The organism is Paenibacillus sp. FSL K6-2441 (genome assembly GCF_037964765.1).
GTDB lineage: Bacteria > Bacillota > Bacilli > Paenibacillales > Paenibacillaceae > Fontibacillus > Fontibacillus phoenicis.
Genome location: NZ_CP150174.1, coordinates 2,876,823 through 2,903,173, shown reverse-complemented (window position 1 = coordinate 2,903,173; position 26,351 = coordinate 2,876,823). Strand labels below are relative to the sequence as shown.

Here is a 26,351-nt window from a genome sequence, read left to right as displayed (position 1 = left end):
TTGCACAGGAAATGTTAAAAAAGGCGGAGTCCATCCGAAATGAGTTGTTGATTTAATCCGATATTGGATCAAAGAAATCAGGTATATCTGTATACTGAAGTCAAGAAAAGAAAGCCAGAATCGTACATCTGGTGTTTGGATCAACACGGACAGCCTTTATGGAAACATCGTTTTCGTGGTGTAATGACTTGGTTCAACCTAAGCCTATAAGGCTTGCTATTAACTAAATTTGTTGATGCGGATCGATATGATGTGGACTTAGTGGCTTATGAAATGCTCAGGATCACACAAAAAAGTAGCGGGAGTACACCTGCTGCTTTTTCATTACTTACTAACTTCATGGCGCCAACATCGCGAACTTATCCAGTACGATGACGATATGACAGTTATACAAGAGGTGATGAAGTAAACATGGAAGAAGTATACTATTGTCCGTAATTAGACAAAAGAGAAGAAACAGACCAGTGTTATGCAAAGTGTATTCATTTTTCTTTTCATAAATAATATCATCTACAAAATGCAAGTGTATCAATTCCAAGGGGGAAGTCATAATTTGAGTCAAAGTGTGAAAGGAAGCTGTAATTCCATTCATAGTGAAGAAGTGTGTTCCAAAATCACTCCGCTATTTTTGTTAAGACAAGAAGCTATGGTGCATTATTTAACGGAAGAACCTATCTTTATGTACTGTAAAGAGAATGAATTATCTGAAGAGAAAACCTTGGAACAGGTGTTAAGATGCAGAGTATGGACCGCAGACAGTATCATTTCATGGTCGTTTTTTTCCGAATACCGTAACTTTCTTGATGAGAGCGGGAAGGAGTCACCTCTTGTTATTAGAAAGGTGTATTGGAATAAAAATCAGGAATATTATTTAAACCTTCCTCCAAATGTGAGAGCAGATCTGATGACGAAATGGCCCGATGCCTTAATACAAAATGTATATGTGTACGCCGAGGATGCACTAGAGCTTATTAGAATGCTCATGAAATTGGATAGCATAATTCTAAAACTAAAAGTTCCAGGTGGAAGAGGAACGGAAGTTGTGTCGACTAAGCTTGAGACAGAAGTAAGACGTTTGTTTGATTGGGGCTTGTATCACCTTAGTTGGAATGAAACCCGTATCAATCCAAGTGTGGAGGGCTATTTTGAGGAATTATTCCGTTATGTTGAAGGCTTTATATCCCGTTATCAAAAGAGCATTCATACCATTAATCTGGATTATACGATTCCGCCGAAAATTTTTAAGAGCATAGTAGAGGGTAATCATTAAAGATTTCATAAAATAGCTAAGACACTTTTTCATGGTAAGCCTTGATACGGAGAATTATCCAAAGTGGGTGATGCAAATATTCACCTATACATGAGGAAAGTGATGATCATAGTGAGCCATCAGAACGATTGGCGCTTAAGAAACCAAGCAAAGTACTTATTGGGTAAGAAGATGGTATTTCAAAATTACCTACTTATGAATCAATCATGGGATCATGACCATTGTGAGTTTTGTTGGAAAAAATTCCCTGAGGAATGTGATAAAGGTTACGCAACGGAAGACAAATACTATTGGGTTTGTCCAAGCTGCTTCGAAGATTTTAAAGATATGTTCAATTGGAAAATTGAATCAGAATAGGGGCACGAAGGCTGACAACCATCGATATTCACCCCAGTACATTCTTTGCCGGAGAGATGAGGTGAAGACAGGGATGACATCCAAAGGATTGCACAGGAAATGTTAAAAAAGGCGGAGTCCATCCGAAATGAGTTGTTGAAAGTCCGTGCGGATCAGAAAGTGATCCGATTTTACGAAACAAATCGTCCCTATGGACAATTTACCAACTTTGCTCTTTATCCAATTGAGATAAATGATAAGGTCTGGCCAACGTCGGAGCATTATTTTTCAGGCACAGAAGTTTGCGGGGAGTGAACATGAGGAAGCGATTAGACAAGCGGAAACCCCTTTTCAAGCTGCACAGATGGGGAGAGATCGATCCCGGCCGCTTCTAAGTGATTGGGAGCAAGTGAAGTTGGAAATCATGCGACAAGCAGTGGAGGCGAAATTCCAACAGCATCCTGAACTGAGGGGATTGCTAGTATCTACGGGAGATTGCTTGCTAATTGAACATACGAGGAATGACCGCTTTTGGGGTGACAACGGCGATGAGTCTGGGGCAAATTGGCTCGGCAAAAACCTGATGGAAACTCGCGAAAAATTATCCGGCTCAGAAGAAGCATTGTTTATATTACCTCCTTGGGTGGCTTTTCCGGAAGAGGATCCAACCAGCTTATTTTGGCGAATGGGGAAGGGGGAAAGTTATCTGGATGAGTACTGGCAGTGGAAGGAGAAGTTAACGGACTTGGCGAAAGAGCAGTACGATGCTTACTTTATTCCTCCATTAGGTTGGGAAGAGCGAGAAGTCTAGGAGGTGTTCCCTTGTTTCCCACAAATAATAAAGGATTGTTATTATCCCAATTTGTCGTGTGGAATGGGGGTGTGAGTATTTCGCCGAAACGGAATTATATATGAAAAATCGAATATATTCGCTCAAATATGGCGGATTTGGCCCATTCTATATGAAATTTCATATATAATCGCTCCCTTGAAGCCCGAACTTTGAGATTTTATGTGAAAAATCGAATATATTTCCGCCAAATGGGTAGTTTGCAGCGAATTATGTTCGAAAAATCATATATATTTATACGGACAGCCTTAAGGAAACATCGTTTCACGGTTCGATGAAATAGGAGCACCCACGAGCACAAGATCACACAAGAAAGAGCAGAATAAAAAAGCAGCACCAAAAAAGCAGCAGGCCCACACCTGCTGCTTTTGCATTACTTACTATACTGCACCGGCGCCGACGGCGGGGATTCGCCCAGCACGTTGACGGCGGTGACCTGGATCCAGACGGAGCTGGAGTCGGTCTTGAACGAGAAGTGCGGGTCCGAGGTGGAAGCGACCTTCGTGTAGGTGCCGCCTTGGGCATCGGACACGTAGACGTTGTAGCTCGTCACCAGGTCGAGAGCACCGTTCGCGTCCCAGCTCACCGTGAATCCGCGGTCGTCCTTCTTCACGCTCACGTTAGCTGGTGATGCAGGAAGCGGACCGTTGTTGCCATTGTCGCCGATGATGCCGCCGTCGTTACCGCCCGGCGTCTCGTTTTGCGTATCCGGCGTCGAGCCGCCGCCCGGGAATACGCCGCCGCCAAAGACGTTGACGATCGCACTTGGCGCCGATTCCTTGCCGGCCACGTCAACGGCCGTGACGTAGTACGCGGTGGTGAAGCCAACGGATCGATCGTCTGTAATGACCGCCGGATCTCCAACCAGCGCTGCTTTCCCGGTATACTGGAACGTCACGCCGTCGTCTGCACGGTACAACCGGTAGCCGACCACGTCTTTTTCCGTATTTTCGCTAAACGTAATCGTAGCTGCTCCGCTGCCTGCAGACAAGGCGACATTCGCCGGAGGCGCAGGCGCCTGACCGTCATCGACGCGAGGATCTGGTTTGTAAGGCGCATCTTCCCCGGCATCCTTCGGCAGATAGAAGCTCAGCGGTTTGTGGCTGCCGGACATTCCGGCGAACGCCTGCTCCAGCTGTTCCTTGAGCACTTCGATCGGCGTTTCGCGCTTCACCACAACCTTCTCACGCAGCATATCCGAAGGCGTCGTTTCGAGCGGCACGTAGTTGATGCCTTCGTACGTCACGTACTTAGCTCGAATCAGCACGTCGTCCGGTTCGGTTGGTACGTATTTAGCATTAAAAATATCCGTAACCAGCTTCCCGGCCTGTTGTGTTAACTGCGTTGGCAACTTCCCGCTATAGCCGGATACTGTTTTCGTTACGATACCGTCCGGTTTCGTGAACGCTTTGGCCGCAAACAATTCCGGTCTGCTCTCGGTGACTTCGTTCATAACGAGCGCCCAAATTTTGCGCGCCCGGGATTTACCGGCTTCCGACAACGTGTTCACCGGTTCGCGATACCCGATCCATACTCCCAGTGTGACGTCCGGCGAGTAACCCATAAACCAGACGTCGGCGTAGTTTTGCGTTGTTCCGGTCTTGCCGACAACCGGGATTTTGCCATATTTCTTGAAGTCGCTTTTGATCGATTTACCGGTGCCGTCCGTAATGACGGTGCGAAGCATATCGGTCATCAGGTAAGCCGTTTGCTCGGAGAAGACCCGCTGCGGCTTAACCTCATGCTTGTAGACGATGTTACCTTTCGCATCGGTAATCTTCTCGATCATATAAGCGTCGGTAAACTGCCCTCCGTTAGCGATGGCACTGTACGCATTGGTCAGTTCTTCAACGGTGACACCGTATTTCAAGCCGCCAAGCACGCCGGTTTGCGCGTTGTAGTCTTCATCTTCCAACGTAGTGATGCCCAGCTTCTTGGTAAAGTCCCAAGCTTTGTCGATGCCAACGATATTGTTAAACACCTTAAGCGCGGGGATATTCCGCGACTCATTCAAAGCTGTCCGCGCGGTCACAAGCCCTTTATAGCCGCCGCTGGAGTTTACAGGAATGTGGAAGCCTTTTTGGTAGTCCTTCAAAATAATCGGCGAATCATCAATGATCGAGGCAGGCTGAACTAACCCGGCTTCGAGGGCCGGCAAATAAGCGGCGATAGGCTTCATCGTAGAACCCGGCTGCCGTTTCATTTGCGTCGCATAGTTCATTTGCTCCGTGTAGAAGTCGCGCCCTTCGATCATGCCGAGGATCGCGCCGGTCTTGTTGTCGATCATCATCGAGGCGACCTGCTCCAGGCCCTTCTTCTCACTGTACGGAGAGAAATTGTCCGCGTTCTCCGATACCTTGTGCATGGCGTTGTAGACCTTCTTGTCGATGGTCGTGTACACCCGGTATCCCCCGGTCAGCAGCTCCTGCCGAGCTTCCTCGAGGATGGCCGAGTTGGCGGCAACCTCCTCTTTGGTCATCTCCGGATTGTTGAGCATCGCAAGGACGATCGCGCCTTGCCGTTCCGTCTCCAGCATCAGATACGGGTAGGTGTCATAAGCCTTCTTCGTTGGCTTGGCCAGCGATCCTTTAATATCGAAAGCCATCGCTTCTTCATATTGCGCTTGCGTAATTTTGTTCTCCTCAAGCATGCGCTGCAGCACCAGCTGCTGGCGTTTGACCGCCCGCCCGAATGCCTCCTCGTTAAATTCCCCTTTCCCGTTAAAAGCGGAATAGGTGGAGGGAAGCTGAGGCAGACCAGCCAAATAGGCCGCTTGCGCGATATTCAAATCCGACAGATTGCTGACGTTAAAGAGACCTTTGGCTGCGGCTTTGATGCCGTAAACCTGGTACCCATTCGAACCGTTGCCGAAGGGAACCTTATTCAAATAAGCCGTAATGATTTCTTCCTTGGATAAAAAACGCTCCAGCCGAAGTGCCAGCAGCATTTCCTTAACCTTCCGGTCTTCGGTCTTATCCAGGTTCAGGAACACGCGTCGCGCCAGCTGCTGGGTCAGCGTACTGCCGCCGGTCTGCACGTCCTCTTTAAGCACCCGCTGCTTAACCGCTCGCAACGTCCCTTTAAAGTCGATCCCGATGTGTTCCTCAAAGTGGTTGTCTTCGATGGCGATCACAGCATCGAGCACGATTTGCGGGATTTCCTTATAGGTGACAGGACGGCGATCCTCTTCCGAGCGAAGCTGGCCAATCGGCTGGCCGTCACGGAAATAGGCGAAACCTGTCATTTCATTATGATTGATTTTTGCTTGAATGTCGGCACGCGACCGTACCGGATCGTCCTTAACGATGGAGGATACGTATCCGAATACGGCTCCACCGGCAAACAGAACGCCGGCAAATCCAAACAGAACGAGCCAACCCACAATCGCCCAGGCTAATCTGCCTTTTTTGCGCTTCCGGGCGGGTTTTGAGTTTTTTTCGCTCCGGTTATTGCGCCGCAGCTTGCCGGAGTTCTTGTCGTTCTCATGATCCATGCATGATCCTCCTTTATAAACAGCAACATTATAGCATAAAAAAGGGGATTTGGATGTTTTTTCAGCGTATTTTGGCGTGTGATGGAGCCTAGTTCCTGCTCATGACCTAGCTTTCGTAGATTTGACTTTGGGAATGCATCTGTGTTATATAATATTTTAAATTGCAAATCGTCAAAGGCTTAGAAAGACTCAGTAGAAGGCGGAATCCCGTCGCTCAGAGAATCGGTGGTTGCTGCGAACCGAATGGGCGGATCCCTTTTGAATTACCGTCTGGAGCCGTCCGGGGGAACGCGCGTAGAATGCGCCAGTAGTCCGGTACCGGGAAATCCCGTTATGTGAATGAAGTGAAAACCGTCATCGGTTCGTCTGGCAATCCGCCGCAGGATCCGCAAACGGTTTTAATTAGGGTGGTAACGCGAGTGCTCCTTCTCGTCCCTTGGGATGAGAAGGAGCTTTTTTGCGTTCCGTTTTCTAAGCAGGACTAACGAATATGGAGGGAAAGAAGAGCAATGAAATGGGAAGAATTAAGCGCGGCCCAGCAAGCCGAGGTGGAACGCCAACTTCAGGTGATTTCCCGCGGTGTTGTGGAGATCGTGCCGGAGGATGAGCTGAAGCAAAAAGTGATCCAGTCGGTTGTGACCGGCAAGCCGCTGAAAGTTAAACTGGGGCTGGACCCTTCCGCGCCGGACATTCATATCGGCCATACGGTGGTTATGCAGAAGCTGCGGCAGTTTCAGGAGCTCGGCCATCAGGTGCAGCTGATCATCGGCGACTTTACGGGGCGGATCGGCGATCCGACCGGCAAATCGGAAACCCGCAAACAATTAACCGAAGAAGACGTACAACGGAATGCGGAAACGTACCGCCAGCAAATCTTTAAAATTCTGGACCCGGAAAAAACGCAAGTTAACTTTAACTCGGAATGGCTGGCACCGATGACGTTTGCCGACGTCGTGAAGCTGTCCGCGAAGGTGACCGTGGCACGTATGCTGGAACGCGACGATTTTACGAAGAGGTATACAAGCGGTCAGCCGATTAGCATCCACGAGTTTTTCTACCCGCTGATGCAAGGCATGGATTCGGTGGCGCTGGAAAGCGATATCGAGCTGGGGGGAACGGACCAGAAGTTTAACTTGCTCATGGGCCGGACCTTGCAGAAAGAATATGGCAAAGACACGCAAGTCGCGATCATGACCCCAATCATCGAAGGCTTGGACGGCGTGCAGAAGATGAGTAAAAGCCTTGGCAACTACATCGGCATCGATGAAGCGCCAAACGAAATCTACGGTAAAGCGATGTCTGTGCCGGACGAGCTGATGACGAAGTATTTTGAGCTGGTGACTGACCTGTCCCTCGAAGAATTGGCTGAACTCACCGAAGGCCTCAAATCGGGAGCCGTGCATCCGCGCGACGCCAAGATGAAACTGGCCCATACGCTCGTCCGGATGTACCATGGTCAAGAAGCTGCCGATGCAGCGCAGGAGCATTTCGTAACGGTGTTCCAGCAACGTGCGCTGCCGGAGGATATCGAGGAGAAAGAAATTCCTGCCGCTGAGCTGGACAATGGGAAAATCCGTCTGATCAAGTTGCTGACGTTGCTAGGGTTCGCCGCATCAAATGGGGAGGCAAGACGCAGCATCCAGCAGGGTGCGGTTAAGCTGAACGAAGAGAAGATCAGCGACCCGAATGCGGAAGTAGAGCTGGCGGGCGGAGAGATCATCCAGGTCGGTAAACGCAAATTTGCCAAGTTGTCGGTAAAATAAGAGGAATGGACTATATAAAGATCCCTCGCCAATTTTTGCATATAATCATGCATAATCAGCTAAAAGAGGAACAGAACTTACTGTTCCTCTTTTAGTCAGAGAAAGGGTCTAATGATGGTTGATTGTATACTTTGCAATGTATTAGAAACCCGAGAAGCTGTGGTTCTACACGAGTCAATACATGTTCTGTGTATTTTCGATCTATATCCGGCTACCAAGGGGCATTTATTGATTTTTCCGAAGCAGCATATTGAACGCTTGCACCTGATCGAAGATGATCGCTTACAAAATGAGCTGTTCCAAACGTTAGTGACCGTATGTAAGTGACTGGTGGAAAGTCAATTGTGTACGGATTACAGCATTATGACCAAATAGCCAAAGGTAGGCACAAAAAAACCGACCCAAGTTGAGAACAACTTGGGTCGGTTTGCTTCCGAATCTTAACGGTTGTAGAACTCGACGATTTGCTTCTCGTCGATGTCTTGCGACAGCTCGGAACGTTCTGGCAAACGGATGTATTTGCCTTCCAGAGTCGTGTCGTTGAATTCCAGGTAAGCCGGAACATGCGTACGGTTCTCCAGAGCTTCCTTCACGGAAGAGAGACCACGGCTTCTTTCACGAAGGCCGATTACGTCGCCAACGTTTACGCGGTAAGAAGCGATGTCTACTTTCTTGCCGTTAACCGTTACGTGACCGTGGGATACGAGCTGACGTGCACCAGCACGGGAGTTCGCGAAGCCCAGACGGTAAACAAGGTTGTCCAAACGGCTTTCAAGCAAGATCATAAACGTTTCGCCCGCGATACCAGGCATGTGCTGCGCTTTCTCGAACAGGGTGCGGAATTGCTTCTCACCCAAACCGTACATGTGGCGCAGTTTTTGTTTCTCGAGCAATTGTGCTCCGTAGTTACTTACTTTTCTGCGTTGGTTAGGACCGTGTTGCCCCGGAGGGAACGGACGTTTCAAATCTTTGCCAGTGCCGCTCAAGGAAATGCCAAGACGGCGGCTGAGTTTAAATTTAGGACCTGTGTAACGTGCCATTGTATAGGTAGACTCCTTTGTTAGTTAAATTTCGTCTAGGGTTCTACTTGCGCGGGTTTTGTTTGGTTGAGCGAAGGATAGATAATGATACGCTCCCTGACAGGAAAGTTCAGCCGCTGTCCCGTCAGCAACAAAAACCGAGAGGGTGCTCGCATGCGTTACGCCCTAAGTAAGACTCTATCCAGTCTTCATCAACAATATATATTATATGAATTGAGGTTATAAAGTCAATAAGTGATTTTGTAGAGATGGGTGGATTTTTGTCGATAGGGCTTTAGTCCCAAAAAAATACCTTAAACCTTAGGATTTATAATGCAAAACCCTAAGGAAGATAGTAAAATAGAGATATCAGACAAGATCGGATATGGCGGAGATGGACAAGCTTGAACTTCAGGACAAGAGCTTGTCCGTTTAATATTTATCGCAGAAGGGTTACAATTCCAACGCAGCATATAAAGGAGCTTTTTTATGGCCGATCAATCCTTGGGTCAGCCGATGCTGAACCTGAATAACGCTTCCGGCCTGCCGCGGCTTGATGATGTCAACGATTATACCGATTGGCTGCGGCAGCTAGATATTAACGCCCACGATTTTCCCTACATCGATTCCATATTACAACAGGGATTTGCGGAATGGCGCAAACAGATCAGCGATATGCCGGAACTCGGCGAGGCTGATTTCTTCCTTGCCGGCAGCCGCGGCGAGAAGCTGCTTGCCGATTCGTTGAACCCGCGGCAACCGCTGGAACGTTCCTGGCCTAGCGGAATGGAAGAGGTCATCAAGCAGAGCTTGTATGAGCGCAAAGCCATCGCAGCCCAGAAGGCCGACGGAGTTTATGCGGCTGTACCGGTGTATACACGCATTCATGGCGAGTTGTTTGCGGTGTTTGGCTGTCTCATGCGTGAGAGCTGCACTTCAGAGGCGATCTTGTTAGCCAAGATGGCGGCCCGGCTGTTTCAAACCTGTTTTTATCGTTGCTTTGAGGGAATGTTCATTACGGATTTGGTCCGCATCCAGCAGCAAGCCAAGCGGGAGGAGCAGCGCCGCTCTAAGCTTTTTCAAATGGTGCAGAAGCTTCATGATAAGATCGACGTGGATTCGGTCCTGACCGAGGTGTTCGAGCGGGTGTCCGGCATGTATCCGAATGCCCGTCTGGAGTTGCTTATGTCTCAGGATCATGTAAGTCTCGATCCGCGGGTTAAATCGTTTCAATTGCTTGGACAAGGCGATGAGCTGCTCGTGAGGGCTTTCATGGAGGGCAGAATGCAGGTCAGGGAAACCGTGGATCCGAAGGGAGAAGGCGAAAGAAATTTGGAAATCGCCGTACCTCTCAGTGGCAAACAAGGGGTGTACGGGGTTTTCCACTTGCGCATCCAGCGTGAGGAGATCGATGATGTGGATTTGCAGCTGATCGGCATGCTGGCCGATACGGCCGGCACGGCATTTGAGAACGCGAAGCTGTATGAACAATCGAATTTGCTGATCAACGAGCTGAGGCTGATCAATGAATTAACGAAACGGCTGAATCAAAGTCTGCGGCTCAAGGAAGTTTTCCAATTTGCAACCGAAGAGTTGCTATCGATTTTTCAGGCGGAGTATTGCTGTATTTCCCAATTAAACAAAGAGACAGAAACGTTCGAGATTGTGTCCAGCAATGTTCCGGGGCTGTCGAAGGAGCATTTTCCGAAAAACTATGGATTCAGCGGGCTGGTATATTCCACGCAGGAGCCGATCATTCTGTCGGACTTTCAAGCCTATGGGAAGGTATCCTCGAGATTTATGGAGGAGACGAACTCCCGCTCGCTGATCACCGCACCTTTGTTCGTCCGGGGAGAAGTGAACGGGGTAATCATGCTGGCGCACCGCAAGACCCGCTTTTTTTCTTATGATAATTACAAGCTGCTTCAGGTCTTATCCTCACACATCGGTCTTGCAATCGCCAACGCGTCGCTGCATGCGGAGGTACGCCGGATGGCCAATCGCGATATGCTGACTGGACTTTACGCCCGCCATTACGTCGATGATGCGATCCAGGAATTCCAGAAGAAAGACACGAACGGTTCCTTAATCATCGTGGATATTGATCAGTTTAAGCAAGTCAACGACACGTACGGGCACCAAACCGGGGATAAAATCCTGAAGCAGGTGTGCGCAATCGTCAAGAGCTCAATCCGCAAGACAGATATCGCCGCCCGCTGGGGAGGCGAAGAACTGGCGGTGTACCTGCCCGGTGCAAGCGCTGAGAACAGCTACCAAATCGCAGAAACGATTCGGCTGCGCGTCGCGATGGATACCGATCCGCCGGTGACCGTCTCATGCGGTATTGCTGAGTGGGTAAAGGGCGATGAGAAGCTTAGCGTGGAGTCGCTTTTCTATGAGGCGGATATGGCGCTGTATAAAGCCAAGAACAACGGGCGGAACCAGACGCAAGTCGGATCCAGAGAGGACGCCCCCTCCTCGTAAATGGTTGCTTTATTGGTATAGAACGCTCTCGACCGGACATATGGACGGCGGGAGCGTTCTTTTTTGGGTTGCCGGTCGAACCTGCGAATAGAGTGACCGTCCCTGTGGCAGGATACTGCTAGAACTAGCAAAAGGAATGATCCGGTGGGGAACCGGGTTTATTTTTTCAGGCGGGGGCTTGCATATGAAGGGGATATCACGGAGAAGGCCAACGTATAAATATCGGTTAGGGAAGATCATCTATGGCCTGCTAGTCACGCTAATCTTGGCGTCGTGCGGGATCAACGAAGCGAGGACGCCGGAGCAGTGGTTTGACTTCACCTGGTCCGGGCTGGCGGGATGTGACGCGTTAACCTTTCGCGGCTTAGCCGCCTTGCAGCGCGGAAACGGGCAAGGGCTGGAAGAGAGTTTCAGTTATACGGGACGTCTTCAAGAGCATAGGGAATTAAGTATCCGAGGCGAGCCGATGGGTCAGCGGGCGGGATACCCTGCAGGCCATCTGCAAACGGCGGGATTAGCAGAGCCGAATGGCTGGGAAGCAAAGCTCCGGTTAGAGCACGGGAACTGGCTGGTGCAATCCGATGACCACAATGCGCTGCTGCAAGGGGTGGTCCGTCTGAACCCGCTGGAACAACTAGAGGAGATTCGAATGGCCGCTAAGAAAACGATCACTTCCGAGAGCGGTGCTGCACGGGGGACGAAGGTGCTTCGGATCGAGATGGATCCAGCCGAAGCTACCATGCGGTTAAAGGATCGCTTGCTGTCGGAAATGGAGCTCACGCGTGAGGCCGGGCTGGCGCAATTAGAACAGGTGCCGGCTTCACAGAAGGAGCAGCTGCGAAACGAGTTGTCGCAGATCTGGACGACGGGCAGCAAGCAGTTAGCGGTCATGCTGAAGCAAATGAAAGCGACCGTCGTCTACCATTTGACGATTGACCGCAAATCGGGATTACCTTCCAGGCTGACCTCGGAGACGACGTTGAATTATTTGTCACCCAAAGGCGTGCCGCAGCGGGAGGTGCTGCGAACCGATAACCGGTTTGAGGGTTATCAGTAGGCGTGAGTGACATCCTAGGTTAGGCTGACTTTCCGACCCTATCGTGCTACAATAGCAGAAGAATTAACCAATGGTTAAACCAATGGGGTGTTTGGACGGCCGGCACGGGTTGTAATACCAAATCCCACAACGAATATTGAGGAGAGTGTGAAGCCAGATGCGAGATCCTAGAATTCAGAAGCTGGCGGAAAACCTGGTTGGTTATTCCGTAAATGTACAACCGGGAGAGAACGTCCTGGTCGAAATGATTGGCGATGAACGTGATTTGCTGAAAGCGGTCGTGGAAGAGGTTGGGAAGAAGGGCGGGAACGCCTTCGTTGAGATTACTGACCGGGCTGTACAACGTGCGCAATTGAAATACGCCACGGAAGACGGCATCAAAACCTGGGCGGAATACGATTTAAAACGGATGCAAATGATGGACTGTTACATCGGCATTCGTGCGGGTTCTAACGTCAACGATCTGTCCGACGTACCCGAAGATAAGATGAAACTGTACAATTCGCTTTATTCCCACCCTGTACATAGCGAACAACGGGTGAAACGTACGAAATGGGTGGTGCTCCGTTATCCGAACGCCAGCATGGCCCAATTGGCCAATACGAGCACGGAAGCGTTCGAGGATTTCTATTTTGACGTATGTAACCTGGATTATGCCAAAATGGATCGGGCGCAAGATGCCTTGGCCGATCTGATGAACAGAACGGACAAAGTCCGGATTGTTGCTCCGGGCACCGACCTGACCTTCTCGATTAAAGACATTCCGGCGGTCAAGTGCTCCGGTCAAAGGAATATCCCGGATGGTGAAGTCTATACGGCTCCGGTCCGCGATTCCGTAAACGGCACGATCAGCTACAATACGGCTACGCTGTACAACGGAGTTACGTTCGAGAATATCAAATTCCGCTTCGAGAACGGTAAGATCGTTGAAGCTACGAGCAACGACACGAAACGGATGAACGAAATCCTGGATTCGGACGAAGGGGCTAGATATATCGGGGAGTTTGCGATCGGATTCAACCCGTATATTTTGCATCCGATGAAGGACATCTTGTTCGACGAGAAAATTGCGGGCAGCCTTCACTTTACCCCAGGTCAAGCTTATGAGGAAGCCGATAACGGCAACCGTTCCTCGATTCACTGGGATCTTGTGCTGATCCAGCGTCCGGATTACGGCGGCGGAGAAATTTATTTTGACGATGTACTGATCCGTAAGGATGGCATTTTTGTGCTGCCTGAGCTTGAGGGATTGAACCCGGAAAACCTGAAGTAATCAGAAATCCTCCTTGCTAGGAAAGCGGATTCAATGTATGATTGAAGTATGTTATTTCCAATGTTAAAGACGGAGGGATCCTATGGCCACGAACAATGAAGCGGTAGTCGAAATTGCCCAAACAGCAGGCAAGTTCACTTCTTCCATTGTGCTTCAAGCGGACAATAAGTACATCGATGTAAAAAGTATCCTCGGCCTCTTCACCACGCTCGTAAATACGAAGAGCTATGAGCTTCACGTTCACGGACCGGATGCGGAAGAAGCGAAGAAAGCCGTAACCGAAGTGTTTGCGAAACACGGGTTGGACGTCAAAGTTGTTGCCGATTAATGTCAATGAGAAACACTCCCGACTTAGGTCGGGGGTGTTTTTTAATGCCTGCGAACAGCGGTACTCAGCGGTTTTTCATAGATAGGTTAATTTAAGCAGGTTCTTGTATTGGCTTTCGATTTCGTCTAATATTAAGATTAGAGATGAATGGTAGGCGATTTTGGACATAGGGGGGAAGAAGCATGACTTCATCTGAGTTGCAGGAGCAACTAAACCTGAAGGCACTTAATCTTCTGAAAGAAGATGCAGATAAAATTGAGAAGCTGATCGAAGTACAGATGGAGAACTTGGCCACACGTTATTGCCCTCTCTATGAGGAAGTGCTGGATACCCAGATGTATGGATTCTCCAGACAAGTAGATTACGCAATTCGCGTCGGACTTATTCAAGAAACGGTAGGTAAACAAATCCTCAGCAGATTGGAACGTAATTTGGCCTCGCTGTATGAAGCCATGAACAATAGACAACAGTAAGGCATTTGCTGTTGCTGCTAAATAATACAAGCGTATGCTTCGGAAGTTGCCGAAGACATACGCTTGTTTTGTTGTTGAGGGTTATACGAGATAAAACGAAACGCCGAGAATCATATAGACCGCCAGCAGCAGTACCCCTTCAAACCAGTTGGTTTGGCCGTCCTGCGTGATGGATTTGGCGATAAATACCGAGACGCCAATCGCGGCCAACTCGATGACGGTAAATACGATATCCATCGGCTTGCCAAACAGATGGCTGACGAAGATGAGCACAGGAGCCACGAACAAAGCGATCTGCAAGCTAGAGCCGACGGCGATTTCTACGGCTGCCCCGATTTTGTTCTTCATCGCCAGCATGATGGCAGCGCTGTGTTCGGCGGCATTACCAACGATCGCAACGACAAAGGCACCGACGAACAACTCGCTCAGACCGAAATCGGCGGTCAGCGTGTCAAGCGTATGTACCAACCATTCGCTGACGAACGCAACCATAACGGTAGCGATCACCAGATATAAAATCGACTTCCCCTTGGACCAGGCCGGGGCATGTTCATGCGGAAGCTCTTCCGCGTCCTTCTCGCTAATATCTGCCAGATGGTTCTTGTGCGTGATCATGGAGAAGATCAGCCAGAGGATATAGGCGACAATCAGAACGCCGGCAACAACCAAACTGAGCGCGAAACGATCGTCCTCGTGCAGCACGTGGGTTTGCAGGAAGATCGCCGGGACGAACAATGCGATGATCGCTACGATCATCAGCGAGCCGTTCATGCCGGCTAACGTGACGTTATATTTTTGCACCTTGTGCTTTAAGCCTCCCGCAAACAAGCTGAGCCCCAGCACGAGCAGCAGGTTGCCGATGATGGACCCGGTAATGCTGGCCTTCACCATGTCGAACAGCCCTTCGCGGACCAGCATGATGGCGATAATCAATTCGGCCGCATTACCGAAGGTGGCATTTAGGAAGCCGCCCAGGCGTTGACCCGCGTAATGCGCCACGCTCTCCGTTGCCCGGCCGAGAAAGCCCGCGACAAGAATGACGGCGATCGCGGAGATGACAAATTCTAACGTTGCTGACCAGTGCGCGTAATGCCCCATGGCGCTAAGTGCAAAGAAAATCAGCAACAATGCGGGTGAAATAAACTTTTTCATGGAACACCTCGAGTTAGTCATTTTTTGGCAATAAACTGAATGTAACAATTTTACTCAAAATTAATCGAAAGGTCTACATTTGCTTTAATGCGACTTCCGATTTACAATGAAATTAATGAGGTTGAAGGAGGAATGACCATGACCGAACAACTGCAGTTGGATAGCGGGCAAATTCGGATTTCAGACGATGTTGTCGCCAAAATCGCCGGAATGGCTGCTCTAGAGACACCGGGGATTGCCGCGATGTCCGGGGGGCTTTCCGAAGGTTGGGCTAAACGGTTAAGCGGCAAAAATGTGCAAAAGGGCGTCACGGTCGAAGTTGGTCAATTGGAGGCGGCAATCGACCTGCGAATTATCGTGTTATATGAGACGCCGATCCACGAAGTTTGCCGGATGCTTCAGCAAAATGTTCGAGAAGCGGTAGAGAGCATGACGGGACTTAAAATTGTAGAAGTGAACGTGAAAGTCGAGGGCGTGGCGTTTAAGGACGATGAAATCTGATCGCCCCTTCCTTGACCTTCTGCAGCATACCTGAGTTTCGCTTTCGGCCTCGAATGACCGGATTGCTGGCATATGCAGTAAGCATAAAGAAGACTACGGAGATCATCACTCCGTAGTCTTCTTTTGTTAGCTTCAAATTATAAACCGCGCCGGGCTTCTCTGCGCAGTTCGAACGGCGTTGGTTCGCGGATGATCACCGATTTGGTGCGTTCCTGCTTCAATGGCGGAGATGATTCGCGCGAAATGCTAAGCACAATGCCCATCGAGACCATCATAACGAGCAGCGAAGAGCCGCCGTAGCTAATGAAGGGCAAGGTGACGCCGGTCACCGGAATCGTGTTGGTGACGCCGCCGATGTTAACGAACGCCTGGATAGCGATCAAGCCCATAATCCCAACCCCAACTAACGTGCCAAACGTGCTTTGGCAGCGCAGCGACACGAGCAGCCCGCGCCAAATGAAATAAATATAAAACAGCAGGAAGATCAACGTACCGATAAACCCGAATTCTTCGCCGATGACGGAGAAAATAAAATCGTTATACGCATTCGGCAAATAATGCAGCTTCTGAATGCCTTGTCCGAATCCAGTACCGGTTAGTCCGCCATGGCCAATCGCGGTGAGCGATTGAATCAGGTTGTAGCCGGTTCCTTGCGTATCATGCCATGGGTCGAGGAAGGCTTCGATCCGGCCCATCCGATAATCGCTGCTCGCAGCGACGGTGGGATCGGGCGGATTGATCTTGTCCCACAACGCTTCGACGCCTAGCACGATGCTGGCACCTAATATGAGCAACCCAATGGAACCGAGAATGTGCTTCAAATTCGCGCCGCCGGCGAAAATAATCAGCCCGGCGGTAGCCACAAGAATCAGACAAGAGCCAAGGTCAGGCTGGAGCATGATCAAGCCGGCGACAAAACCAACGATGACCATGACCGGGATATACCCGGTTCTTAGATCCCGGAACCGCTCGCCTTTCTTGGAGATGAGGGCCGACAGGTACAAGATCGTCGTGATTTTAGCAAGCTCCGTCGGTTGAATCCCGAGCGTACCAATCGTGAACCAGCTGGTCGCGCCATTGATGCGTCCGCCGATAAATGGTACAAGCAGCAGCATAATGATGGCCAGGATGAACACAGGGATAAACAGCTTCTTATATTTCTCGTAAGGGATATTCATCGTCACGAACATGCCGACTAACCCGATTAAGGCGAATATAATCTGCCGTTTCGTAAAATACATCGGGTCATAACCAAATTTGGCATCAACCAGCGTGATGCTGGAGCTGGAGCTGAACACCATAACGATTCCGAAACCGGCCATCAGCAAGGTTAAGATGAGCAACTGAAAATCGGGGGCTCCGCGTCTTGGTTTCTCTGTGCCTTCTTTCATCGCGTTACCGATTAGGCCTCAAGAAGTTCCTTTAATTCCGTCAACTTATGATTGGCGGTCTTCATGACCATCGCAGGAATCTCCGATTCATACTCCAAGCCGTGCGGAAAAGTGGCCCGCCCCATATAGACCGCTTCGATTGCCAGTACCGTGTCTGGACGTTCCAGTTTGCCTTCTACCACCCGTGTATTGATGCGGAGGTAATAGTCGCTGTTATTATATTCAATTTTATAATCGTATGTAGCGCGGTAATATTCCCATTGCCAACGGATGAAGCCTACCTTCTCCGCAGCTTCGTCTAAGTAAGCCAAATCGCTTTGCAGTCCGTCCAATCCGGTATTTTCTACGATCATTGTAAAGAGTGCCCCCTTCAAAATATTGGTCCAAAGTTCACGGATCGATTCAAATGTGAACTTTTTTCATCAAAGTTATCACACTTATCCCCATGATATTATGTTTCCATCGGTTGTGCAAGCATGGGAAAACCTCGCAAATCGGCGGCTTTCCTTAAGGTAAATCTGAACGAGTCACCCGTTTTCTGCTACAATAAGCTAAACGAGATCGTGGAAAGAGGAGTGGGACGATGGAGGAGAAGCTGTTAAGCGATTTGTTTCCATCCATGGTGGAGCGGCGGCGTCATTTTCACCGCTATCCGGAGCTTTCCTTCATGGAAAAGGAGACTTCAACGCTGGTCGCCGATAAGTTGCGGGAGCTGGGGATCGAAACGACAACTAATGTCGGCGGGTTTGGCCTTGTAGCCCGCATCCGGGGAGAGCTTCCCGGCAAAACGGTGGCGCTTCGGGCTGATATGGACGCGTTGCCAATCCAGGACGAAAAAACGTGCGAGTACGCCTCTCAGCACCCCGGCGTGATGCACGCCTGCGGTCACGACGGCCACACGGCAACGCTGCTGGCACTGGCGGAGTACTACAGCCGCACCAAAGCGAAGCTTCGCGGGGAGATCCGTCTGATCTTCCAGCCGGCGGAAGAGGTTTGCCCGGGAGGGGCGAAATCGATGATCGAGGAAGGTGCGCTGGACGGCGTGGACGTTATTTACGGAGTGCACCTGTGGACGCCGATTCCGGTCGGCACGGTGGCGAGCGCACCGGGACCGTTGATGGCTTCGACCGACGAGTTCTTCATCGATGTGCAGGGACGCGGGGGGCATGGTGGCATGCCGCATAAAACGGTGGACAGCGTGGTGGCCGCTTCGGCGCTTGTGCTGCAGCTGCAAAGCGTGGTGAGCCGCTCGGTGGATCCGCTGGACCCGGCCGTTGTGACGATCGGCTCGATCCAGGGCGGCACGGCGCAGAACATCATCGCCGACCGCTGCAGATTGTCCGGCACGGTCCGCTGCTTCCGCGAGGAGACGCGGGAGCTCATCCGCGAGCGGATTCATGTGTTGGCCCAAAGCACGGCGGAAGCATACGGTGCGAAGGCGCAAATCAACTATATGATGGGCTACCCGAGCTTGGTGAACGATGAAGGTGAATACCATCGTTTTACGAAGGTGGCTCCGGGGGTGTTCGGACTGCGGGCCGAGCTGTCGCCGAAGATCATGCCGGCGGAGGATTTTGCCTACTATTTGCAATGGGTTCCGGGCTGTTTCATGTTTGTTGGCGCGGGAAATCCCGGCAAGGGCGCAATGTATCCGCACCATCATCCCAAATTCGATATCGACGAAGACGCCATGCTGCATGCGGCGGGGCTGCTGGCGGCGATGGCGGAATCCTATCAGGACGAACACGCATAATCGGATTCCTACTTTGGCACGCTATGTTCAAAGGAGGGATTTATGTTGAGAAAAGTTAGCGAGATTATGACCCAAAACGTCGTTACTGTGACGCCGCAGGATAATGTTTACGAAGTAGCGGTTAAAATGAAAGAACACGACACGGGTTTCATTCCGGTAGTTGAAGGCGGAGATAAGCTGATTGGCGTCATCACAGACCGGGATTTGGTGATCCGCGGTATCGCCGAGAAGCGTCCCGGCTCGACGGCAGTCTCCGAAGTGATGACCAAAGGGATCAAAACCGCTTCCCGCGACATGTCGGTGGACGAGGCCGCAGAACTGATGGCCGAGCAGCAAATCCGCCGGCTCCCGGTATGCGAAGGGGATCGCTTGATCGGGATCGTATCGCTTGGCGATTTGGCGGTACGTAATATTTTTGCCGACAATGCCGGGGAGGCTCTGTCCGAAATCTCGGAGCAGGTACATTAATGACGAAGAGAAAGTAAGCGGGAGAGGTTCGCAGCCTTGGCGGCGGACTTCTCTTTTTGCTGGTTGCAAGAGGCTGATCTAAAGGAGGGCATAACCGATGATAGAAACGGGAGCATGTATCGTTCAGCGAGATTTAACGGTGCTGCTGGAGAAGGAGCATCCCGGCTTCGAAACGGCGCGGGAACAGTTGTCCCATTATGCCGAGTTGGTGAAGAGCCCGGCTTATTATCATACATATCGAATTACTCCGCTCACATTATGGCATGCCGCTTCCTGCGGGATCGATGCGGATCGAGTGCTGGAAGAACTTCAGTCTATGGCCCGATATGGACTGCCGAGCGGCGCGGCTGAAGACATCCGCAACTGGATGGGAAGGTTCGGGCAGCTGAAGCTGCGTCCGGTTCCAGGTGAATCGGACCGATTGGAACTGGAGTACGTTGGAACCGAAGAAGAGGGTTTTCTGGAGCAGTTATCCCGACAACTGGATTTACCGGCGGGGACTTGGAGCCTGGTGGACAAGCGCCATCTCCATCTGCCGGCCGCATGGCGCGGCAGCTTAAAACGAGAACTTGCCCGGCTGGGTTATCCTGTCCTGGACGAAGCAGGCTACCACCAAGGCCGCAACCTGAAGTTTGCTCTCCGGGAGGAACTGGAAGGAGGAAGGCCGTTTCGGCTCAGACCGTACCAACAGGAAGCGGTCGCTGCATTTGCCGGCATGGCTGGTGAAGGCGGAAGCGGTGTTGTCGTACTTCCCTGCGGAGCGGGAAAGACCGTAGTTGGACTGGCCGCCATGGAACGGTTCCAGTGCGAGACGCTGATTTTAACCTCCAATGTGACTTCGGTACGTCAATGGATTTCCGAAATGATTTCGAAAACGACTTTGCCGCCGGAAGCGGTTGGAGAATATTCAGGAGAGAAAAAACAAGTCAAACCGGTGACGGTTTCGACCTATCAAATATTGACCCATCGAGCCCGCAAAGAGGAGGGCTTCAAGCATATGTCCCTGTTCCAAGAACGGGATTGGGGATTAATCATTTACGATGAAGTTCATCTTCTTCCGGCGCCGATTTTCCGGGCAACCGCCGATATTCAGGCGACCCGTCGGCTTGGGCTGACCGCCACCCTGATTCGCGAGGACGGTTGCGAGCGGGACGTCTTCTCCTTGATCGGACCCAAACGGTATGATGTCCCATGGAGAACGCTTGAAGAGAGCGGTTTTATCGCGCAGGTTGATTGCCAGGAGATCCGGGTGGCGATGCCCGAGCCACAACAGAATCAATACGCCCGGGCGGAAGGGCGGGAGAAGTTTCGAATCGCCGCGGAGAACCCGTATAAGAACGAGATCGTACGGCGATTGCTGGACCGGCATCGGGACCGTCAGGTACTGATTATCGGGCAATATTTGGATCAGCTGCAAGGCATCGCCGCGGAACTCCACGTTCCGCTCATTACCGGGAGTACGCCGCAGGCGGAACGGAGCAGATTGTTTCAGGCGTTCCGCGAAGGGGAAATTCCGGTTCTGGCCGTGTCCAAAGTAGCCAATTTTGCGGTAGATTTGCCGGATGCGTCGGTGGCGATTCAAATCTCCGGCAGCTTTGGTTCGCGTCAAGAGGAGGCGCAGCGTCTCGGACGGATTCTGCGGCCGAAGCGAGACGGCGGCAGGGCTTATTTTTATACCCTCGTGTCGGAGAACACCCGCGAACAGGAATTTGCCCTCCGGCGGCAATTGTTTTTGCTGGAGCAGGGTTATGAGTATGCCGTGCGGCGCGAGCAGGAGGGGATCGAAGCATGAGCAGGCGGTCGGAAATGCCAGCTTACGAAGATTCTTTGATAGATGGGCCAGTTAGGGAGCCATTAAACGAAGCGGAGATGGAGGCGCTCCGGCTCCTGTTTCGGCGTTATGCAGGACAGCCGTTTCGGCTGGAACAAGCTAACGCCGCCGCGGCTGGCAGCTTGAGCGGAGCCGACATTCGCGCTGCATTGCCGGTGCTCCTGCGCTCTGGAGAAATCGCTGCGGTACGCAAGGCTTGGGGAGAGAAGCTGTTTTACATCCCGCTAGACCGCCAGCTAGAGATGTGGAAGATATGGGGGTACGCGGAGCTGCGGGAGCAGAACCCGGTGCGCGTGGAACTTGAACGGGAGGCCAAACCTGGATTGGCGTTGGATTTGTTCCGCGCTTTGACCTGGATTGCCGGCAATGGACTGCGGATGACGGCGAAAGGGACGATTCACCAGAAGGAACACAGCAAGTTGGAAGACCGAATTGCGCTGAAAGCGGAAGACATCGCAGGTCTGCAGCTCAACTATCCGCATCCGGACGTATATTCTCCCGCACTTGCGGTTGTGATGGATCTGCTGCTGGCGCTAGGGCTGATCGCCAAGGAGAGGGCGGTTTGGCGGGCGGATGTCCCGGGAATGGCGGCATGGTTGTCCTTGGATGTGCCGGCGATGAACTTCGTTCTAATGCGCGAGCTGCAGCGCTATGTTCCGGCTGACGTTGGACTGCAGCATGTCGCCTTGCGACTAACGGCACCGGATTTAAAACCCGGCGCGTGGTATTCGGTGGAGGAACTGCTGGGTTCGCTCCAAGACCAGGGGCTGCTGGGGGGGGAGAGCGGCGATCTGTCACCGGAGCGCGCCGCTTGGATCGAAGGATGGCTTGAAGCTTTGTGCGGCTGTGGCTGGATGGAGCTTGGCCGCCATCCGGAGGATGGCCGGATGTTCCGTTGGCTGATTGAACGGGACGCTTCTTCGCCGACGGCTTCCCCATCGGCGAAAGGGAAGCTGATCGTGCAGCCTGATTTCGAGCTGCTGGTTCCGCCAGACGTACCGTTTACGGTCCGGTTTGAGCTGGAGGCTTGCGCTGAACTGGCCTCGTCAGGCGTAATGAGCGTCTACCGTTTGACGCGTGCGGGCCTGGAGCAGGCATGCAAGTTGGGTCGTACGCCGCAGGAGATCCTGCAGCTGCTGGAGGAGCATTCTGCCGGTGTACCAGCGTCTGTTCGCGACGGCTTGCTCCAATGGGGGCGGGAAATCGGCCGTACCACGCTCACCGAAGTGAAGCTGCTCAGCTGTGCGGATACGGAAGCCGCGGATCGCATTGCAGATTTGCCATCGCTGGCCGGCAAGCTGGAGCGGATTGGTCCGCTTCATTTTCTCGTAACGACGGACAGCGAGGCGGAAGTGATCAAGATTCTAGAAAGTGAGCGATTGGCTCCGGTTCACCGGGGCACTCCAGCCCCCAATGAACCGATTCTTCCGAAGCTTACGGAAATGGAAATCACCTGGTCAAATGATGAGGGGCCGAGCGGGCAGAAGGGCCAAGGCTGGATTTATAAAGGAGCGGATCTGCACTTTTATGAGCCGGAAACCCGTCCGCCAGAAGTAGACGAGCTGTTCCCGGGTTTGTCGGAGATCCCTGTCATGTGGTGGAAGGAATTGCGGCGTTATCACGCCTCGACCGCCCGTGAACTGATCGAACGGGCTTTGGCCTGGTCTGCCAAGCTGATGCTGCAGATCGGAGGAGAGAGCGTTGTTTGCGTGCCGCTGGCAGTCGTGGAAAGTGAAACGGATTGGCAAGTCAGAGTGCGTAAGCTACCCTCATCTGAGGCACAGGGAAAAGAGACTCCAGGAGAGGAAGTGCTGCTGTCACCCCGAGATTGGCAGGCGATCCGCCTAATTCTCCCAACAGGCTTACGCAAATGAGAGCTTAGGAAGGATGAACCTCTTCTGCTCGCTAAAGGATTGTGGTATGATAGTGACGTCTACCTGTTGGGTGGAACAATAACCACAAAAGCGAGATGAAATTCATGAGCGTAATCGCGAAGAATACGGTCGACATGGCCGAAGTGCTGATCAACGCCTATGAATTGGGCGATATGATAAATCAATCCGCCGCCGTTTCCGAATATTTGTATTGGAAAAAGCGCGTGGAAGAAGATAGTGAGATTCAGGCATGGGTCAAGAAGCTGGAAGCTCAGAAGGAACTGTTCCGGGAAACCGAGCGCTTTGGACATTTCCATCCGAATTATCACGAGGCCAAGGATAAAGTGGCCGAGGTGGAGCGGGAATTAGAGCGCTTCGAGGCGGTTCGGAAGTTTAAAGCCGCTGAGAACGAACTCGACGATATCCTCCACCAGATGTCGGAAATGATCGCTTATGCCGTTTCCGATACGATCAAGGTGCCAAGCAATGATCCGAATCCGAAAGGCGGATGCGGCGCCGGTGGAAGTTGCAGCTGCGGCTAAGAGCATAAGCAGCCGATCATTCCGGAAGATTGGTTTCCGGAAGTTCCAGGTAGTTAAGCCACGGGAGGGGAAAGTCATGTTTCCGGAGCGTACAGGATATATCATATGGGTAAGCGACTTGAAAGCGGCAAGGAACTTAGAAAAATACGGAAGCGTGCATTATCTATCCCGCCGCATGCATTATGTGGTTATGTATGTGAATGCCGATCGGGCGGAAGAGACGATGCGGAATATCCGTAAGTTATCCTATGTTCGCAAAATTGAGCGGTCTTACCGTGGGGAAATTAAAACCGAATACAGTAAGGACGTCCCGGACAAAACCCGCTTCTACGGACTCTAACCGAAGGTTAGACCAAGCGATTCGAATGCCAAAGCCGCGCAGCGAGCTACTCGTTGCGCGGCTTTTTTGTGTTTATACTGTCTCCTATGGATTTATAGTTCTAGAGACCTTATTTTTGACAAAAAACACTTGAATCTTGTAGAAAATTAGGGAATGATGTAATATAATAGGTAAAAGAGCTTAGTTAAAAAGACCTAATTATTGGCAAATCACTTACTTATCTATTTACAAAGACCTATACAATGAGAGGTGCGGCATGAGAGACAAGGCAACGGAACGCTGGAGAACCTATGAATCCTTCTATATTCAACTAGGGGACAAGAGAGTTGCCGATATCGTAGTAACGAACCATGCCAAGCTCCGATACCAGGACAGAATTGATCGGGATAATGTCGGGGTTGAACAGATTGCCGGATGGGCTTGGGAATGTTTAAAGCAGGGACGCATAACGCCATATTATCGCAAGGAAGAGGACGTCTATTTAATTGATGACGATCTCGTGATGGTGGCTGAATTTGCGGAAATTCCCGGAGAGTTCGACCTTGCCGGACGCCCGATGCACCGCATGATCATCGTTACCTTTCTTGGACGGATGTCGGAAACCATTGAATTGCGCGATTTGAAATCTTATTATTCCTGGCTTCGCCATTCCCGGCGAATGACGCTGATGAAGAACAGCCGCAAGCACCGCTAGGAGCTGCGGGAGTAGGCCAAGACAGAAACTAGGCCGAAGCCGAAGATGAGAAAGAAGACGTAGAACGATTTGGAAAGAAGCATGCCGTTAACCGGTCTGCTTCTTTTGACATTTTAGCCTGTTGTGTCAAATACGATTTCACCGATTTTTCTGCAACTCAAATACACCGCTCCTCCGTTCCTCGCATCCTTCCCGTCTCCTGCACCCCTGGCGTCCCTCATGGCCCTCACGTCCTTCCCAGTGCGGGGGTGGCAGTGGCAGGATAACGTAGTTTCTCCGCCCCTTTTTAACGATTATCCCGTTGCGTCAGGTCATGGAGGAAGAGAAACTGGGAACAGGAAATGCTCTGAAGTTGATAAAGTTAAAAATACGTTGCAAAAAAGCGGATCGGGTGGTTTATTGCGAAAAATATAGATATGTTGATAAGCATCTCGATTAAGCCGCATCTGCAATGGTTGAGATCCGGCGGATTACGATTAGCTGGCGGTACGAGATTGCTGGAATGGACAGGCACATCTGCAGCATGTTCTGGCGCATTTCTTCCTCGGAAAAGGACATGCGCAGGTAACGGCGTACGGTGTACTCATTCAAATACGCCTGCAAATGTGTTATTCCCAAGGCGACATACGTGCGTCTGATAGAGTCCCGTGCTTCTCTCACGACTTTCCGTAAGGGCAGATACATCCGATAAACGAAAGGGAACCACCGCTTGGTTGAGGTATGGACGTCTACATGCTTGTTGATGAACGTAGCGAGATCGTGCCGGGTAGCCCATTGCTCGCCTCCTCTTTTATGCGGTATCAGTTGAATCTTCACACGCTCGGGCTCACCAGACTCCGTGACCGTGCAGCCGGCGACGACTGCGGTGGCATAAGGTTGAGAAGCTGGATGAAAGCGGTTGGGATCCGTCCCATACTGATCGCGGTTCACCTTCACCTCTCCAGAGAGCAGCTCCCGGGCATCACATTCACCGAGGGTATGGCGGATTTTGTGCAGCATGAGCCACGCGGTCTTGTAGGTAACTTGGATCACCTGACTCAACCGCAGCGCTGAGATACCGTCGGGAAGCAGGAACAGCTCCATAGCTTGAAACCATTTCACCAAAGGCAGATGGGTTCTTTCAAAAATCGTACCCACCAAAGGCGAGGCTTGATAGCTGCATCTTCTGCACTCAAACAAAGGAAGTCGTCGGGAGGACAGACGGGTGCATTTGGTATAAGCGCAGCGCGGGCAGACGAAGCCGTCTGGCCACTTCATAGCGATGATCGCCTCGATACAGTCGGCCTCACTTTGAAAACGGCTGCTGATAGGTTGAAGCAGCTCTTTATTCATACCTAACTCCATGTCGGATCCCTCCAATGTGAATCTTCCCAACTCCAAAATTACGAACTAATGTTCTCTTTTTAAATTATACCAAACATATGTTCTGTACACAAGAAAAAACTCCCAAAAAATCAAC

General features: G+C 51.2%; 22 protein-coding genes and 1 other annotated feature. Of the genes, 16 read left to right on the top strand and 6 right to left on the bottom strand.

The features are described 5' to 3' along the window. Positions 1-553: 553 nt before the first annotated feature. Together NSQ80_RS13330 and NSQ80_RS13325 are read left to right on the top strand one after the other, a co-directional pair. Entirely contained in the window at positions 554-1,270 is a 717-nt protein-coding gene (locus tag NSQ80_RS13330; RefSeq protein ID WP_127576415.1) for a hypothetical protein, read from the top strand. Between the two features lie 589 nt (positions 1,271-1,859). Beyond that, positions 1,860-2,417 (top strand): NADAR family protein, encoded by a 558-nt coding sequence (locus NSQ80_RS13325; protein WP_339299387.1) that lies wholly within the window; start codon positions 1,860-1,862, stop codon positions 2,415-2,417. A 412-nt stretch (positions 2,418-2,829) separates the two neighbouring features. Here NSQ80_RS13325 and NSQ80_RS13320 read toward each other — a convergent pair whose 3' ends face one another. Then, positions 2,830-5,949 carry a transglycosylase domain-containing protein gene (locus NSQ80_RS13320; protein ID WP_339299385.1) on the bottom strand — a complete coding sequence of 1,040 codons (3,120 nt, stop codon included), beginning with the start codon at positions 5,947-5,949 and terminating at the stop codon, positions 2,830-2,832. Positions 5,950-6,120: 171 nt separating this feature from the next. Beyond that, positions 6,121-6,389, top strand: a binding site (T-box leader). A gap of 69 nt (positions 6,390-6,458) precedes the next feature. Here NSQ80_RS13320 and tyrS point away from each other — a divergent pair. Next, positions 6,459-7,712 carry a tyrosine--tRNA ligase gene (gene tyrS / locus NSQ80_RS13315; RefSeq protein ID WP_009225220.1) on the top strand — a complete coding sequence of 418 codons (1,254 nt, stop codon included), beginning with the start codon at positions 6,459-6,461 and terminating at the stop codon, positions 7,710-7,712. Positions 7,713-8,152: 440 nt separating this feature from the next. Here the strand turns inward: tyrS and rpsD are convergent, their stop codons facing one another. Continuing rightward, positions 8,153-8,752 carry a 30S ribosomal protein S4 gene (rpsD, locus tag NSQ80_RS13310; protein WP_009225221.1) on the bottom strand — a complete coding sequence of 200 codons (600 nt, stop codon included), beginning with the start codon at positions 8,750-8,752 and terminating at the stop codon, positions 8,153-8,155. A 468-nt stretch (positions 8,753-9,220) separates the two neighbouring features. On the opposite strand from rpsD, the gene NSQ80_RS13305 reads away from it, so the two are divergent. From NSQ80_RS13305 to NSQ80_RS13285, 5 genes are all read left to right on the top strand, one after another. Then, entirely contained in the window at positions 9,221-11,215 is a 1,995-nt protein-coding gene (locus NSQ80_RS13305) for a diguanylate cyclase (RefSeq protein WP_260071658.1), read from the top strand. A gap of 184 nt (positions 11,216-11,399) precedes the next feature. Further along, a complete protein-coding gene (locus NSQ80_RS13300) occupies positions 11,400-12,272 on the top strand; it encodes a hypothetical protein (protein WP_260071659.1) in 873 nt (290 codons plus the stop codon). 157 nt (positions 12,273-12,429) lie between these two features. Continuing rightward, complete coding sequence (locus tag NSQ80_RS13295; protein WP_009225224.1) at positions 12,430-13,545, top strand: aminopeptidase; 1,116 nt, start codon at positions 12,430-12,432, stop codon at positions 13,543-13,545. A gap of 82 nt (positions 13,546-13,627) precedes the next feature. Further along, positions 13,628-13,873 (top strand): HPr family phosphocarrier protein, encoded by a 246-nt coding sequence (locus NSQ80_RS13290; RefSeq protein WP_009225225.1) that lies wholly within the window; start codon positions 13,628-13,630, stop codon positions 13,871-13,873. Positions 13,874-14,055: 182 nt separating this feature from the next. Beyond that, positions 14,056-14,346 carry a YlaN family protein gene (locus NSQ80_RS13285; protein ID WP_009225226.1) on the top strand — a complete coding sequence of 97 codons (291 nt, stop codon included), beginning with the start codon at positions 14,056-14,058 and terminating at the stop codon, positions 14,344-14,346. 81 nt (positions 14,347-14,427) lie between these two features. Here NSQ80_RS13285 and cax read toward each other — a convergent pair whose 3' ends face one another. Next, on the bottom strand, positions 14,428-15,498 hold the full coding sequence (cax, locus tag NSQ80_RS13280; protein WP_009225227.1) for a calcium/proton exchanger: 1,071 nt from the start codon (positions 15,496-15,498) through the stop codon (positions 14,428-14,430). Positions 15,499-15,636: 138 nt separating this feature from the next. On the opposite strand from cax, the gene NSQ80_RS13275 reads away from it, so the two are divergent. After that, complete coding sequence (locus tag NSQ80_RS13275; protein WP_036645252.1) at positions 15,637-15,999, top strand: Asp23/Gls24 family envelope stress response protein; 363 nt, start codon at positions 15,637-15,639, stop codon at positions 15,997-15,999. 137 nt (positions 16,000-16,136) lie between these two features. On the opposite strand, the gene ftsW is transcribed toward NSQ80_RS13275, so the two are convergent. Continuing rightward, on the bottom strand, positions 16,137-17,390 hold the full coding sequence (gene ftsW / locus NSQ80_RS13270; protein ID WP_323076897.1) for a putative lipid II flippase FtsW: 1,254 nt from the start codon (positions 17,388-17,390) through the stop codon (positions 16,137-16,139). Positions 17,391-17,401: 11 nt separating this feature from the next. Beyond that, positions 17,402-17,743 (bottom strand): YugN family protein, encoded by a 342-nt coding sequence (locus tag NSQ80_RS13265; RefSeq protein ID WP_009225230.1) that lies wholly within the window; start codon positions 17,741-17,743, stop codon positions 17,402-17,404. A 230-nt stretch (positions 17,744-17,973) separates the two neighbouring features. Here NSQ80_RS13265 and NSQ80_RS13260 point away from each other — a divergent pair, with 230 nt between their 5' ends. The 7 genes from NSQ80_RS13260 to NSQ80_RS13230 all read left to right on the top strand — a co-directional run bounded on the left by NSQ80_RS13260 (position 17,974) and on the right by NSQ80_RS13230 (position 24,892). Further along, entirely contained in the window at positions 17,974-19,143 is a 1,170-nt protein-coding gene (locus tag NSQ80_RS13260; protein ID WP_009225231.1) for a M20 family metallopeptidase, read from the top strand. A gap of 45 nt (positions 19,144-19,188) precedes the next feature. Continuing rightward, on the top strand, positions 19,189-19,611 hold the full coding sequence (locus NSQ80_RS13255) for a CBS domain-containing protein (protein ID WP_036645298.1): 423 nt from the start codon (positions 19,189-19,191) through the stop codon (positions 19,609-19,611). A 97-nt stretch (positions 19,612-19,708) separates the two neighbouring features. Further along, positions 19,709-21,403 (top strand): DNA repair helicase XPB, encoded by a 1,695-nt coding sequence (locus NSQ80_RS13250; protein ID WP_339299376.1) that lies wholly within the window; start codon positions 19,709-19,711, stop codon positions 21,401-21,403. Beyond that, positions 21,400-23,316, top strand: a complete 1,917-nt coding sequence (locus tag NSQ80_RS13245; RefSeq protein WP_339299374.1) for a helicase-associated domain-containing protein — start codon at positions 21,400-21,402, stop codon at positions 23,314-23,316. The genes NSQ80_RS13250 and NSQ80_RS13245 overlap by 4 nt, the downstream gene beginning before the upstream one ends. Before the next feature lie 104 nt (positions 23,317-23,420). Next, a complete protein-coding gene (locus NSQ80_RS13240) occupies positions 23,421-23,858 on the top strand; it encodes a YlbF family regulator (RefSeq protein ID WP_036645300.1) in 438 nt (145 codons plus the stop codon). Positions 23,859-23,934: 76 nt separating this feature from the next. Beyond that, on the top strand, positions 23,935-24,198 hold the full coding sequence (locus NSQ80_RS13235) for a YlbG family protein (RefSeq protein ID WP_009225236.1): 264 nt from the start codon (positions 23,935-23,937) through the stop codon (positions 24,196-24,198). Between the two features lie 256 nt (positions 24,199-24,454). Beyond that, on the top strand, positions 24,455-24,892 hold the full coding sequence (locus tag NSQ80_RS13230; protein WP_009225237.1) for a hypothetical protein: 438 nt from the start codon (positions 24,455-24,457) through the stop codon (positions 24,890-24,892). A gap of 435 nt (positions 24,893-25,327) precedes the next feature. Here the strand turns inward: NSQ80_RS13230 and NSQ80_RS13225 are convergent, their stop codons facing one another. Further along, entirely contained in the window at positions 25,328-26,236 is a 909-nt protein-coding gene (locus NSQ80_RS13225; RefSeq protein WP_339299371.1) for an IS1595 family transposase, read from the bottom strand. Between the last annotated feature and the right edge of the window lie 115 nt (positions 26,237-26,351).

Excerpts from the sequence above, each read along its gene's own strand:
- NSQ80_RS13325 (WP_339299387.1), top strand. The coding sequence starts at position 1,860 with ATGATAAGGTCTGGCCAACGTCGGAGCATTATTTTTCAGGCACAGAAG.
- NSQ80_RS13320 (WP_339299385.1), bottom strand. The coding sequence starts at position 5,949 with ATGGATCATGAGAACGACAAGAACTCCGGCAAGCTGCGGCGCAATAAC.
- tyrS (WP_009225220.1), top strand. The coding sequence starts at position 6,459 with ATGAAATGGGAAGAATTAAGCGCGGCCCAGCAAGCCGAGGTGGAACGC.
- rpsD (WP_009225221.1), bottom strand. The coding sequence starts at position 8,752 with ATGGCACGTTACACAGGTCCTAAATTTAAACTCAGCCGCCGTCTTGGC.
- NSQ80_RS13305 (WP_260071658.1), top strand. The coding sequence starts at position 9,221 with ATGGCCGATCAATCCTTGGGTCAGCCGATGCTGAACCTGAATAACGCT.
- NSQ80_RS13300 (WP_260071659.1), top strand. The coding sequence starts at position 11,400 with ATGAAGGGGATATCACGGAGAAGGCCAACGTATAAATATCGGTTAGGG.
- NSQ80_RS13295 (WP_009225224.1), top strand. The coding sequence starts at position 12,430 with ATGCGAGATCCTAGAATTCAGAAGCTGGCGGAAAACCTGGTTGGTTAT.
- NSQ80_RS13290 (WP_009225225.1), top strand. The coding sequence starts at position 13,628 with ATGGCCACGAACAATGAAGCGGTAGTCGAAATTGCCCAAACAGCAGGC.
- NSQ80_RS13285 (WP_009225226.1), top strand. The coding sequence starts at position 14,056 with ATGACTTCATCTGAGTTGCAGGAGCAACTAAACCTGAAGGCACTTAAT.
- cax (WP_009225227.1), bottom strand. The coding sequence starts at position 15,498 with ATGAAAAAGTTTATTTCACCCGCATTGTTGCTGATTTTCTTTGCACTT.
- NSQ80_RS13275 (WP_036645252.1), top strand. The coding sequence starts at position 15,637 with ATGACCGAACAACTGCAGTTGGATAGCGGGCAAATTCGGATTTCAGAC.
- ftsW (WP_323076897.1), bottom strand. The coding sequence starts at position 17,390 with ATGAAAGAAGGCACAGAGAAACCAAGACGCGGAGCCCCCGATTTTCAG.
- NSQ80_RS13265 (WP_009225230.1), bottom strand. The coding sequence starts at position 17,743 with ATGATCGTAGAAAATACCGGATTGGACGGACTGCAAAGCGATTTGGCT.
- NSQ80_RS13260 (WP_009225231.1), top strand. The coding sequence starts at position 17,974 with ATGGAGGAGAAGCTGTTAAGCGATTTGTTTCCATCCATGGTGGAGCGG.
- NSQ80_RS13250 (WP_339299376.1), top strand. The coding sequence starts at position 19,709 with ATGATAGAAACGGGAGCATGTATCGTTCAGCGAGATTTAACGGTGCTG.
- NSQ80_RS13245 (WP_339299374.1), top strand. The coding sequence starts at position 21,400 with ATGAGCAGGCGGTCGGAAATGCCAGCTTACGAAGATTCTTTGATAGAT.
- NSQ80_RS13240 (WP_036645300.1), top strand. The coding sequence starts at position 23,421 with ATGAGCGTAATCGCGAAGAATACGGTCGACATGGCCGAAGTGCTGATC.
- NSQ80_RS13235 (WP_009225236.1), top strand. The coding sequence starts at position 23,935 with ATGTTTCCGGAGCGTACAGGATATATCATATGGGTAAGCGACTTGAAA.
- NSQ80_RS13230 (WP_009225237.1), top strand. The coding sequence starts at position 24,455 with ATGAGAGACAAGGCAACGGAACGCTGGAGAACCTATGAATCCTTCTAT.
- NSQ80_RS13225 (WP_339299371.1), bottom strand. The coding sequence starts at position 26,236 with ATGGAGTTAGGTATGAATAAAGAGCTGCTTCAACCTATCAGCAGCCGT.